We start from the raw sequence: 12,562 nt of genomic DNA on the forward strand, positions 1-12,562 counted from the left end.
ACAGCGTAGGTTTTCGACAGTCGGCAGGGACCTTTGCTGCTTCCTGCCAGCATCACGGCCTGTTCCAGGTTCACTCCCAGACTGACTAACTTGCGGACAATTGTCCGGGGATAGCGCCACTGTTTCAGAAAACAGCATCGAATGCGACGCCTTATCCACTCGTCAAGCTTCGGGAGCGACCGGTAATGTTCGGGCAGGGCAAAGTAGCCCATCCAACCGCGCAGATAATGGTCAAGAAGCCCCATGCGTTTCGCTATACTGATACCCCAGCGGCACTTGAACGCGTTATGCTGTGCATCACCCGTTCTCCGGCACTCTGGCTTTTAACGAGAATCACGAAGTCATCGGCATAGCGCACGAAACGATGCCCTCGTCTTTCCAGCTCTTTATCCAGATCGTCCAGCATGATATTGGCCTGTAACGGCGAAAGCGGACCACCTTGCGGCACTCCCAGGCGGGTTGGCTGGATCACCCCATCGACCAGTGCGCCAGCACGCAGGTAGGCTCCTATCAATTTCAGCAGTCGTTTATCCCTGACTTTGCGGGCAATCCGCACCATCAGGGCATCGTGGTTGACTTTGTCAAAAAATTGCTTGAGATCGACATCAACAGCCACCTGACAGCCGTTCTTGATATGTTGCCTGAGTTGGCGCACAGCGTCGTGTGCCGAGCGGTGTGGGCGAAAACCAAAGCTGCTGTTGGAAAACGCCGGGTCAAACAGTTATTGTTGAAAACCGGACATCTCAAACTGGTGAAAAATGATCATTTAGAAGTGGTGGTAACACCATGCAAGCGACCGCCTGCGGCAGCAATTGATGGGGGCGTTATGTGCTGCATCCAGTTTCATCTGCTAGTCTATCTGCTCCCTTAGTGCGGAGGTAGCCATGAGTCTTGAACAGCGAGTCACCACACTGGAATATCAAACAAGTGAAACCAACGAACGTCTTGGCAGCATAGAAATCAGCGTTAAAAATACCCAAGACGGCATTAAAAAGTTGTTCTTGCATAGCGTAAAGCATGAGCGGCAAATAGAGTTGCTTGACCAAAAAGTATTGTCGCTTGACCAAAAAGTATTGTCGCTTGACCAAAAAGTATTGTCGCTTGACCAAAAAGTAGAGTCGCTTGACCAAAAAGTAGAGTCGATAGACCAAAGAGTAGAGTCGATAGACCAAAGAGTAGAGTCGCTTGACCAAAAAGTTGACGGCTACCAACAAGAAAACCGTGAACAGTTTGAACAACTCACCTTGCTTGTATGCCAACTTCTCCCCAACAAACCCAACTAAGTACATAACAACCCAATGGTCGGGACGGCTTCGCCGCCCGTCATTAGTGAGCGGTTATGTGCTTCTACCAATATGAAAACAATAACAGTAATCGAAAGTCATAAATCGAATTATCCAAATCCAATCTCATTTGATAAAGGGGATTTACTCTTGGTGGGCCGGCAAGATGAAGAGTATGAAGGCTGGCTGAGAGTAACAACAGAGGATGGAAATGAAGGATGGGCTCCGGAGCAATATATTAAAGTTTATTCTGGTCATGGTATTGCTATCGAAAATTACAGCGCAAAGGAACTTGATACAACAGTCGGAGAAAAATTGCTTGTACTCCATGAACTGAATGAATGGGTATGGGTAAAAAACTCCGATGAATTATGTTTGGGTTCCATTAAAAACTACGGAGTAGAGGCAAAAATGATCCCAAAAACAGCCAAAATGAGAGTGGCAAGACCAACAGATAATTTACCAGAAATAACACAAATGTATGTCAATGGCCTTGGCTTTGAGCTGCTGGGAGAGTTCGTTGGTCACAATGGGTTTGATGGTTCAATCATTGGCCATAGAAATCACAACTATCATCTTGAATTTACGCATCATGTAGGCACTGAAGTTGGCAAAGCTCCTACCAAAGATAATTTGCTTGTTTTCTACTTCACTGATTCAGGGGAATGGCAAGACAGTTGCCAAAAAATGAGCAGTGCAGGCTTTACTGAAGTAGAACCTTACAACGATTACTGGGGTGTTTCCGGCAAAACATATGAAGATTTAGATGGCTACAGAGTAGTCTTGCAAAATAGAGAATGGTCATCTTAATTCAACCACGCACCTAGACATAATGACTCCCGCTGACCGGTAAGAGCTGGCCTCCGAATAAAGCGCGGGCTAGCTTTCACCAGAGCCGCATCAGGCAAGCCTGAGAAAATGATCGAAGGCCAGCGATGAGTAAAGATAGCACCTTGTTCGTCGGAATGGATACTCACAAGACATCCACAGCCGTCGCCTATATCGGCAGTGAGCGTGAGGATACGGTTCAGGATTACGGCACCATTGCTACATTACCTCGAGATATTGACCGGTTGATCCGACGACTGCAAAGCAAGGCATCAAAACTGTTCTTTGCCTATGAAGCCGGGCCTTATGGCTACTGGCTGTATCGGTATCTAACGCCCAAAGGATTTCACTGTATTGTGGCTGCGCCTTCCCGGCAGCCTAAGGACAAAATCAAAACCGACCGACGTGATGCACGTACGATTGCATAAACCTTGAAGAATGCAGACCTTGCACAGGTTTATGTACCGGATGTCGAAGATGAGTCCATGCGTGACCTGATTCGAGCCCGCACCGATTTCGTCAACGACCTTAAAGCCGCCAAACAGCGACTGAACAGCTTTCTGTTAAGACATGATCAGGTTTACCACGGTAAAGGCTGGAGCAGACATCACTGGCACTGGCTATCTGAGCGAATGTTCTCCACTACTGCCCAGAATGTTGTACTGAAACAGTACATGGATACCATTGAATACCGGCAAAGCCAGCTGGCATTCATGGAAAAACAGATAGGTGAGTATCTGCCAAAATGGTCACGATACCCTGTTGTGCAAGCCTTGCAGGCGCTCAAAGGCGTACGACAGATCACTGCAATGACCATGGTTTCTGAAATTATCGGCTTCAAGCGGTTTGAAAATTCGGGACAGCTGTTTTCCTGACTGGGCCTGATTCCGTCAAGGAAATTGCCTGGCGAGCCCTGCTCAGGCTTTGTAAACGGTATCGGGATCTGACCCGTCGATATAAAAACAAGAATATCGTCGTTGTAGCCATCGCCCGTGAACTGGTTGCCTTTATGTGGGAGATAGTAACAAAGGGGTTACCACAAACGACGTTAACACGAGTCCACTGATAATCGATACATCAGCATTGTGACAGTTTTGGAGGTTTACCCGTTCTGATGTTGCAGCCCCGGTCGGTGCGTAGTCCTCGCCCTTGTTAGGAGGTAAGGCATTAGTTGCCGAGTCCTCGTTCCTAGAGAGAGGCTGATTCACACGACGGATACATGAAAAGTGGTAATCAGTCCACGCATATCAGCTTGCCAGCCGTCGTTGTTTCAGGCTCCACTGTCAGAATGGGTATTGATGAAAATGCTGCTCGAATGAAACCAATAAATCCTGCTTGACTGCGGGAGTCATATCAACAAGTGCGTCAAATAGATCCCCTTCTGAGCCCCACAATTTGTCGGTAACTCCTACATTCGTGTACATAAAGGCCATAGAAACATTTTACTCCAGCACACTTTGGATAGTGTAGTGTACTTGTAAATCTTGCCCTGTTAGATAAGAGTATGCTTTTTGTAAGTAATGATGGATATAAGGCTTTATTGATAGAACTACTCGATCACATAAAGAATATTCGTTTAAAATAGTGAAGGGGTTAACTACTTTATTTGTTGCAGTATAACTTTTACTGTTAAGTGTTACGCTAGAGCTGGTTTGTTCTCGAAAATAGAGGGCTGACTCTATTAGATGCTGTAGTCGTATTCTAGTAAGTTCGGGATTGTAGTATGAAGAATAAAAAAATGATTTAATGTCTTTTATGTGAACGTTGTAGTGGATGTGAGGATTAAGTGGACTTTTTGCTTTATGTAATCTTGCTTGGTGGTCTTCATCAAATCTAAATATATAAGTATAATTGCCAGGCTTCTTAAGGGGTATATAGCCGCAAGGAAAGTAGTATGTAAAAATAACGCGCTGTTGAAGGGGTCTTGTTGAAACGACTAAGCAGCAACAACCATTATAATTATAAGGAAATTCGGGAGTGTATGAAAAAGTCAATTCCCTACCAAATGCTTCTGTTATTTGCGCATTAGTAATTTCAACCTCATCATCAGATTCATGATGTGTTTTAACCAGCTCAGGTTTAAGCTGATTTTGGGTGTGTAAAGTAGTCGGCTGACGTATTGGCTTCATAAATTGTCCTTATGCATATTGGACTTAGTGTATTAGTAAAACTCCATGGTTTATCTAACAGTAAAGCCAATATCCCTAACAAATATGCCATCGATTGCCTGAGTCTACCCACCGTTTTAGTGACTAATTCACTCAATGAGATTGCTGCCTTGCCGCAAGGTTTAACATGACACAATATGAAAACCTCGTTGATAGAGAAAGTTACGCAAACGACGTGAGTTTTTAAATTTGCTCAATCCAATAGTTATTGATCTGAAGCTAAATCGAATTATCATTATTTCATGAAATCCAAAACCTACCGACTCGATCGCTTTATCAGCAAACACAGTGCTTTTTCGATGTCGGATACACGTTACCTGATAGCGCAAAAACGTATATTGCTAGATGGGCATGAGGCGCATTCCGTTCAACAGACAGTGACTGAATTCACCCATGTCGTACTGGATGGTCACTGCTTAAATAATAAACAGCCCGTCTATATCATGCTGAACAAACCCAAAGGGGTTGTCAGTGCCACGAAAGACAGTCAACACAGCACCGTGCTGGATATGATTCAACACCCCCAGAAGGGCGAACTTCACATTGTGGGTCGGCTGGATTTGAATACTACGGGTCTGGTGTTATTGACCAACGATGGCGCGTGGTCCCGCAAGATCAGTTTACCCGAGACCAAGCTTGCCAAGACCTATGAGGTGACATTGGCTAAGCCATTAACCGATGAGTATATTGCAGTCTTTCGGAAAGGGGTCTATTTTGCGTACGAAAACATTACTACTCAGCCCGCCAGTTTAGAGATTCTCTCCCCGTACACCGCCAGGCTCTCGATCATTGAAGGCAAGTATCACCAGGTGAAACGCATGTTTGGCTATTTTCGAAACCAGGTGTTGGCGCTTCACCGGGTCTCTGTGGGCCCTATTGAACTGGGTGATCTTGAGCAGGGCCTTAGCCGGTTACTGACCCCGGAAGAGACGGCGTTAAACGCGTGTTGTTGAATGGATGTGTGCAAGGGGCAGGGCCGGCTGGTTGATTGATTGATGTTAAACCGATCTGACACTCAACCGGGAACCCTAAGCCCGTTAGGTGTACCTGATTACCACCATTCATCAGCCACTGTAGAGGCTAATACTCTGAAACTCTTGACGGGTGGGCGATAAGAGCGGCTGATTCAATTTTAAGGTGTCAGGGCGAAGATGCTTATTCGCCCTCTATCTCGCGTGGTATCTGGATAGTCTTACAAGAGAGCTGAGGGATGGTGGTAGTCAGGTATTAATATGGTCATTGGGGTGTAAGAGCTCAGCATCGTTGGCATTACCCTTTGGATTGTTCGCGCGCATATAGGTATTGGCCAGTGACGTAATGACCTCATTGATATTCATATTGGTTTGTGTGCCCGATCCTGTTTGCCAAACTCGTAATGGAAATTGATCGTAGTGCTCGCCATTAATAACCGCGTCACAGGCATGAACAATCGCACCAAGCTGATCATTATTGATGAGTTCGAACCTATGATTGACTTGCGCGCAGGCACGCTTTATTGAAACCAGGGCATCAATAAAGTGGTTTTCGAAGGTGTGCTTTCCGATAGCAAAATACTTTAGCGAGAGCTGAGTTTGTTTGCCCCAAAGCTCGCCAACTTTGTTGACAGCGACTTTTTCAGCACTATCGCCCTGTTGGATTTCCAATGGAGCTACTTTGCGTTTTTTCTTCGACTTTTTAGTGCTCATGATATCGCCCACCTATCTCGGGTTGTTAACTATTGGCCAATAAATTGTTGAGCGACGTAGGGCAGGACGCCTCCAGCAAAAAAGTAGTCAAGCTCTCGAGAGTTATCGATTCTTAAAATAACGGAGGTAGTCTGATTTGCAGGCGCTACGCTCTGGCTGACTGATGGAGGAACGCTTGTGATTACCAATGACAGCCGTTGCTTGGGTTCCAGTTGCTGTTCATCTAAATCAACCGGCCATTGAATAGTAATGCTCTCATCGCCAAGCAATTTCAAATCATTGAGCCTAACTTCGGGTAGGAGTTGCAATGGCATGATACCCATCCCCACCAAATTGCTGCGATGAATGCGTTCAAAACTTTCTGCGATGACGGCTTTTACGTTCAATAGTAAGCATCCTTTCGCAGCCCAGTCCCGGCTTGATCCCGTGCCATATTCTTTACCTGCAAAAATAACCACAGGAATATTATTGTCTGTGTAATACTGACTAGCCGAAAAAATGGACACAGGCTCAGTCGGATTCAGCCCTTTGGAAGAGTCATTGGACAGGCGTGTAAACCCACCTTCCATGGGCGTCGCCATGTTATTTTTCAGACGCTTATTCGCAAAGGTGCCTCGCACCATAACTTCATGATTGCCACGACGTGAGCCATAGCTGTTAAACTGCTCTGGCATAATGTTTTGTTTAGATAAATATTCACCAGCGGGACTATCAATACTAATTTGACCGGCGGGAGAAATATGATCCGTTGTAATGGAGTCACCCAGTATCGCTAATATTTTTGCCCCAACAACGGCACCAGGTTTATCCTTCCTATCTAAAAAAGGCGGCTTTCGGATATAAGTCGATGCCGAGTTCCATGGGAAGCAGACTGTTTGTTCTACGTGTAAGTCATTCCAAAGCTGATCACCTTGCAATATGTTTGTATAAGACTGAGCGTAAAGTGTTTGATTGACCGCTAACATCGCCTGCTCAAGTTGGAAATTTTGTGGCCATATATCGCGTAAAAAAACAGGCTTATTTTCTTTATCTACACCTAAAGGCTCGATGTCAAAATTGATGCGAGTATGTCCTGCCAATGCAAAGGCGATGACTAACGGCGGCGAAGCCAGCCAGTTGAGCCGAACAGCAGGGTGAACTCTTCCTTCAAAATTCCGGTTCCCGGACAACACCGCACTGACTTGCAAATTACCCTGCTTAATGACTGATTCAAGATCGTCGTTTAAAGGACCTGAATTGCCAATACAGGTTGTGCAGCCAAAGCCGACCCGTTGAAACCCCAACTGATCAAGATAGGCTTGCAACCCTGACGAATCAAGGTATCGAGCAACTACCTGAGAGCCTGGTGCAAGTGATGTTTTAACATGAGGGTTAACGGTGAGGCCTTTCTCGACTGCTGACTTAGCCAGCAAGCCAGCAAGCAACATAACGCCGGGGTTAGATGTATTGGTGCACGAGGTGATGGCGGCAATCACAATATCACCATCTATTAACTGTGACTGGCGTTGATTAAATTCTGACTGTCTTTGTTTAATTTCAACAGGCAAAGCATGCCCGGACAGCTCAATTTCTTCCAGCGTTTTACGTTTGATGGCCGCAAGTGGCAACCGATCTTGTGGACGCTTGGGGCCAGCAACACTCGGAACAATGTCATGCAAATTAATTGCTAAGCATTCACTATAAATGGGCGATTTTGTTTCATGATCTGTGTCGTAAAACAATCCCTGTGCAACAGCATAGTCATAAACTCGTTTAACTAATGACGCAGGGCGATTCGTTAAGGTTAAATACTCGATCACTTTTGCATCAATTGGAAACAGCGCACAAGTGGCACCATATTCTGGCGCCATGTTGGCGATAGTAGCTCGATCGGCAACATTCAGAGCGCTAACACCAGCGCCATGAAATTCGACAAACTTACCGACCACACCGTAATTTCTTAAGATTTCAGTAATACTGAGCACTAAGTCAGTCGCTGTCACTCCAGGGGTTAATTCACCCTCTAACTTTACGCCAACAATAATGGGGGCGTTTAAGCTAAGCGGTTGCCCCAACATAACCGCTTCAGCCTCAATGCCGCCCACTCCCCAACCAAGCACACCAAGCCCGTTGATCATTGTCGTATGACTGTCAGTTCCCACTAAGGTATCAGGAAAGAGCTCGCCGTCTTTTTCGTTTACCACCTGAGCAAAATATTCGAGGTTAACTTGATGGCAAATGCCATTGCCTGGCGGAACAACGGTAAGATTTTCGAAAGAGCCCTGAGCCCATTTTAGAAATTGATAACGTTCTTGATTACGTTCCATTTCACGTTGCCGGTTATGCTCTAGCGCACCGGCATGACCAGCTTCATCGACTATAACAGAGTGATCGATCACTAGATCCACGGGGCACTTAGGGTTGATCTTTTCTGCATTGCCTCCTTTAGCAAACAAAGTGTCACGCATTGCTGCCAGATCAGCGAGGGCAGGTACCCCCGTATAGTCCTGCATAAGCACTCGGCCAGGATAGAATTGAAATTCAAAATCACTTGAGTAATCACCGGAGCTCAACGCCTTAATCAAAGTCTGCAAGGATGCTATGTTTTCCTTGCCGGCATTACTTTCAAAGTTCCGCATGACGTTTTCTAAAAATAGTCTCGTAACAAAAGGCTGTTCACCCAGTACAAAGTCAAAATCCTGCGCCAATTTCTTTAAAGACCAAAACGTCTTTTCACAAGTGCTTTTCTCCAACTTAGTTAAGTAACGTTCCCTCCATCGTTTTTTCGTTGTAGGCATCATGTTAGTGCTCCTAAAGTTTGCGCACTTGCTTACCCTGCGTATTTCAGGAAGCGTGCGCCACATCTGCATTGTTAGACGATACCGAAAAATACCGTATCACCAGACAACCCAATAAAGCGGAGAAAATAGACGCCGAGAGAATTCCAAGTTTCACGGCATTAATTTGTTCCGGGGAATAAGCCAAGTTGGCAATGAAAAGCGCCATAGTGAAGCCGATACCTGCCAACATGCCGCCACCGAGGATCATTCGCCAATTTAAATTGGGTGGCAAAACAGCGAATCGCAGTTGAACCGCAACCCAACTGAACAAGAAGACACCTAACGGTTTGCCTATCACAAAACCAAGAAATACCGCCATGTTGATTGGAGAACTAATGTTTATTCCTGTGAATGGTATCCCCGCGTTAGCAAGGGCAAACAAGGGCATCACAACAAACCCCACCCAAGGGTGAAGCATCATCTCTAAACGCTCTACCGGTGCCAGTGCTTCACGTGCAGCCGCTTCAGCCGTTTTCAATGCTTTACGATCAAGCGTATCTCCACTCCAATGCTCACCCGGTGGATAAGCCACGACGCAGTCCATAATAGTGTGTAGGCGGTCATCGCTTATCCATTTTGTTGTTGGGGTCATTAGCCCCAGAATGACCCCAGTGACTGTCGGGTGGATACCTGATGCATCAACCGCCAACCAGATCATAATTCCCACTATAATGAACAAGACCATACTGCGGATGCCGATAAATGCCATGACTTTAACAACGATGAATCCGAGTAACGCGAATCCAATGGCTAGCCAATTAATGTCACTGCCATAACCCACGGCGACGACGATAATGGCACCGATGTCATCAACTACGGCTAGTGATAACATGAATATTCTCAAGCTCTTAGGAATTCGCGTGCCCAACAGTGCTATGCAACCAATCACAAACGCCGTGTCCGTCGCCATAACGGTTCCCCAGCCATGTTGACCTAGCTCACCGTACTGAAAAAAAAGATAAATCAGAGCGGGCACTAACATTCCGCCTACTGCAGCGGAAATAGATAACATAGCAAGGCGTGGATTACGCAATTCTCCAAGCACTAGCTCTCGCTTGAGTTCTAACGCAACTAAAAAGAAAAACAGCGTCATCACCGCATCATTTATCCAGCCATGCAACGAGCGCTCAAACGCCAAAGTACCTATATTTATTCCAAGCGATACATGCCATAAGCTATTAAACAATTCTCGCAGCGGTGAGTTTGCTAACGATAATGCCAATAGGGTAGATAGCAGCAATACTACTCCTGCAGCTGCTTCAACTTTAATAAAACGAGTGATGGGTTGAACCACCCAATCAATATGCTCTTTTGGCAACTGCGTTGGATGGCCCCGCTTATCATTCATCAATTTACGATTCATCTTTCCCACTTTGAGATAATGGTGTTCTTTCCTCGCCATTCAATGCAAAATTGACATCGGGATTAGATTGATCAGCCCTTGCATAATTGATGGCGTCTTCAAGTTCTCCATATTGATACTGTTTATAGTGGTAAATGTTTACCTGCTCACAAGTAATGCCATATTTTTTCATCTTGGCTAAATTATCGTTTTTCATTATCGCTGAATCCGTTTGTTTAAATAGGATCGGATCGTTACTGCTTGCGCTTAGACCCATTCTGACTTTGCATAGCGTTTTGCTGTTTAAGATTTTTGGCTTGAATCCCATTTAGAAATTTAAATAAGTCACTATTCGTCGATAAAACCAATGTTGTGTTTTCTGAGATAACCGTAGAATAAGATTGCATGCTTCTGGTGAACTCATAGAGACTCGCAGCCTCAGGACTTCGATTGTAAGCGAGCGCATAAATCTCTGTTGCCTTTGCATCTGCCAAGCCGCGAATTTCTTCTACTTGTTGATAAGCTTCTGATTGAATTTTGTCGAGTTCTCTGACTCGGTCACCTCTAATCCTCGCCGCCTCGCCATTGCCTTCTGATAAAAAACGTTCAGCAATCTGCCGACGCTCGCTAATCATTCGTTCATAAATTTTTGGTCTGACACTCGCGTTGTAGTTGATTCGTTTAAATCGAATATCCAGAAGTTCTATACCAAAAACTTTGACCTTTTCTGATGCCGCTGAAAATATCTCTTGCTCCACAAGTTTTCGCCCTTTATGAATTGGCAACAGCTGCCCCACACCCGAGTCAGAATCGGCACCATCCAAAATCCCAGCCAGCAATGGCTCTCGATCTTTGGTTGTTCGAATTATTTCTATCAACTCATGTTTTGCTACTGCATTGCGCGTTTCACTGCCTAGAATATCATCGAGCCGAGAGTGTGCAATTCGCTCATCTCTCAACCTTAGAAAGTACTGCAAAGGGTCAACAATTCGCCAGCGAGCAAACAAATCAACGGAAATGTAGAGCTTATCTTTGGTTGGCATATCGGACGGATCGCCATCCCATTCCAAAACCCGTTTATCGATCGCATTAACCGCTTGTATAAAAGGCATTTTTATATTTAGACCGGCATCGACAACGGGATCTCCCACGGGTTTACCAAACTGGGTAATAATGACTTGTTCAACTTCACTCACAGTATAAAGAGCACTTTTTAGACTAACCCCAACAAGCACAGTTAGACCGATCAATAACGATATATTTAGAGATCTCATTGTTTTCCTCCTGTCTTGCCATCCAGATTAAGCAGAGGTAAAAAATTGCTGGTTTGCTCATCAATAATAATTTTGGAGCGAACCTTCGGTAACACTTCCTGCATGGTTTCGATGTAAATACGACGCTTGGTAACTTCAGGAGCCTTTATATATTCCGCATAAAGCGCATTGAATCTAGCCGCATCGCCTTCGGCTTCGTTTATGCGTTTTAATCGATAACCATCTGCTTCACGGATCCGTTGATCTTTTTCACCCAGTGCCAGAGGGATAACCTTGTTGTAATCTCGACGAGCCTCATTAATCAGTTTTTCTTTTTCCTGTTGCGCCTGGTTAACTTCATTAAAAGACTCTTGAACAGGTTTTGGCGGATTGATATTTTTTAGCTGAACCTGATCAATACTGAGACCCATCGCATACTTAGTCGATAGTTCCTGCATCTTGGTTAACGCCTCAGACTCGATATCCTGGCGACCAACGGTGATCACCTCATCAACAGTGCGATCACCCACAACTTCGCGCATAACCGACTCTGAAACGTATCGTAGTGTTTCACTCGGCTCCCTCACCTCGAACAGGAATTTAACGGGGTTGGATATTCGGTATTGCACGACCCACTCAACAAGCCCCGCGTTTAGATCGCCGGTCACCATTTGCGTTTCCCGACCGTGATCATAGGTTCGTGAGGTTTGGTAAGGGTCTGTCGCACCGGGCGTAGAAAATCCAAACTCTTGCTTGAGCTGGCGTTTAACGGGAACAATGGTTGCGGCATCAATGCCTAAGGGAAATTTAAGATGCAGGCCTGGCGGCACTTCGTGCACATATTTACCAAAACGTTGTACGACCGCTACGGAATCACTTGGGACGGTATAGATTGCAGTCCAGACTGAAAAGCCTGACAAAATTATTACAAAGATGATAAAGAAACTGGCGGGACTTCCACCGGGGAGAAGCTTTTTTAAATGATCGAAATTTTGGGTTAGGAATCGTTCAAGGTCTGGAGGTGATTTATTATTGCCTCCCCAAGGATCTCCTGGAGGGTCATTATTTTGGGACATGATATATACCTCCCTAATTTAGACGAAAAAGTTTCCATCTAACTTCATTAGTATTGGAGCATAAGCAATATTTACAAGGAGTGATCGGTTATTGTAGGCAAATATTTT

The 12,562-nt window shown here is 45.2% G+C and carries 14 protein-coding genes; 5 read left to right on the plus strand and 9 right to left on the minus strand.

Annotation, left to right across the window (positions count from 1 at the left end):
- Positions 1-245 (minus strand): group II intron maturase-specific domain-containing protein (locus tag AC27K1_RS21275; RefSeq protein WP_487152803.1); only part of this gene is annotated, 245 nt, incomplete at its 3' end.
- Between the two features lie 8 nt (positions 246-253).
- The gene (locus AC27K1_RS21280; protein ID WP_487152815.1) at positions 254-721 is read right to left on the minus strand and encodes a reverse transcriptase domain-containing protein; all 468 of its coding nucleotides are present in this window, start codon (positions 719-721) and stop codon (positions 254-256) included.
- A gap of 163 nt (positions 722-884) precedes the next feature.
- Between AC27K1_RS21280 and AC27K1_RS21285 the strand changes: the two genes are divergently transcribed.
- From AC27K1_RS21285 to AC27K1_RS21300, 4 genes are all read left to right on the plus strand, one after another.
- Entirely contained in the window at positions 885-1,283 is a 399-nt protein-coding gene (locus tag AC27K1_RS21285) for a hypothetical protein (RefSeq protein WP_487152804.1), read from the plus strand.
- Between the two features lie 72 nt (positions 1,284-1,355).
- Positions 1,356-2,093 carry an SH3 domain-containing protein gene (locus AC27K1_RS21290; protein ID WP_487152805.1) on the plus strand — a complete coding sequence of 246 codons (738 nt, stop codon included), beginning with the start codon at positions 1,356-1,358 and terminating at the stop codon, positions 2,091-2,093.
- Positions 2,094-2,218: 125 nt separating this feature from the next.
- Entirely contained in the window at positions 2,219-2,539 is a 321-nt protein-coding gene (locus AC27K1_RS21295) for an IS110 family transposase (RefSeq protein ID WP_487152806.1), read from the plus strand.
- Positions 2,540-2,542: 3 nt separating this feature from the next.
- A complete protein-coding gene (locus tag AC27K1_RS21300) occupies positions 2,543-2,986 on the plus strand; it encodes a transposase (protein WP_487152807.1) in 444 nt (147 codons plus the stop codon).
- Between the two features lie 567 nt (positions 2,987-3,553).
- Here the strand turns inward: AC27K1_RS21300 and AC27K1_RS21305 are convergent.
- The gene (locus AC27K1_RS21305; RefSeq protein ID WP_487152808.1) at positions 3,554-4,240 is read right to left on the minus strand and encodes a hypothetical protein; all 687 of its coding nucleotides are present in this window, start codon (positions 4,238-4,240) and stop codon (positions 3,554-3,556) included.
- A gap of 281 nt (positions 4,241-4,521) precedes the next feature.
- Between AC27K1_RS21305 and AC27K1_RS21310 the strand changes: the two genes are divergently transcribed.
- A complete protein-coding gene (locus tag AC27K1_RS21310) occupies positions 4,522-5,232 on the plus strand; it encodes a pseudouridine synthase (RefSeq protein WP_487152809.1) in 711 nt (236 codons plus the stop codon).
- A 267-nt stretch (positions 5,233-5,499) separates the two neighbouring features.
- On the opposite strand, the gene AC27K1_RS21315 is transcribed toward AC27K1_RS21310, so the two are convergent.
- From AC27K1_RS21315 to hflK, 6 genes are read right to left on the minus strand one after another with little or no spacing between them, the layout of a single operon-like run.
- The gene (locus tag AC27K1_RS21315; protein WP_487152810.1) at positions 5,500-5,964 is read right to left on the minus strand and encodes a lyase family protein; all 465 of its coding nucleotides are present in this window, start codon (positions 5,962-5,964) and stop codon (positions 5,500-5,502) included.
- Between the two features lie 29 nt (positions 5,965-5,993).
- The gene (acnA, locus tag AC27K1_RS21320) at positions 5,994-8,744 is read right to left on the minus strand and encodes an aconitate hydratase AcnA (protein ID WP_487152811.1); all 2,751 of its coding nucleotides are present in this window, start codon (positions 8,742-8,744) and stop codon (positions 5,994-5,996) included.
- A gap of 43 nt (positions 8,745-8,787) precedes the next feature.
- Entirely contained in the window at positions 8,788-10,146 is a 1,359-nt protein-coding gene (nhaA, locus tag AC27K1_RS21325) for a Na+/H+ antiporter NhaA (RefSeq protein WP_487152812.1), read from the minus strand.
- Positions 10,136-10,342 carry a hypothetical protein gene (locus AC27K1_RS21330; RefSeq protein ID WP_345195550.1) on the minus strand — a complete coding sequence of 69 codons (207 nt, stop codon included), beginning with the start codon at positions 10,340-10,342 and terminating at the stop codon, positions 10,136-10,138. Before AC27K1_RS21330 ends, nhaA begins: the two co-directional genes overlap by 11 nt.
- A gap of 37 nt (positions 10,343-10,379) precedes the next feature.
- Positions 10,380-11,399, minus strand: coding sequence for a protease modulator HflC (gene hflC, locus AC27K1_RS21335; RefSeq protein ID WP_487152813.1), 1,020 nt, complete (start codon positions 11,397-11,399; stop codon positions 10,380-10,382).
- Complete coding sequence (gene hflK, locus AC27K1_RS21340; protein ID WP_487152814.1) at positions 11,396-12,454, minus strand: FtsH protease activity modulator HflK; 1,059 nt, start codon at positions 12,452-12,454, stop codon at positions 11,396-11,398. Before hflK ends, hflC begins: the two co-directional genes overlap by 4 nt.
- Between the last annotated feature and the right edge of the window lie 108 nt (positions 12,455-12,562).

This window comes from Kistimonas ophiarachnellae (assembly GCF_057552235.1).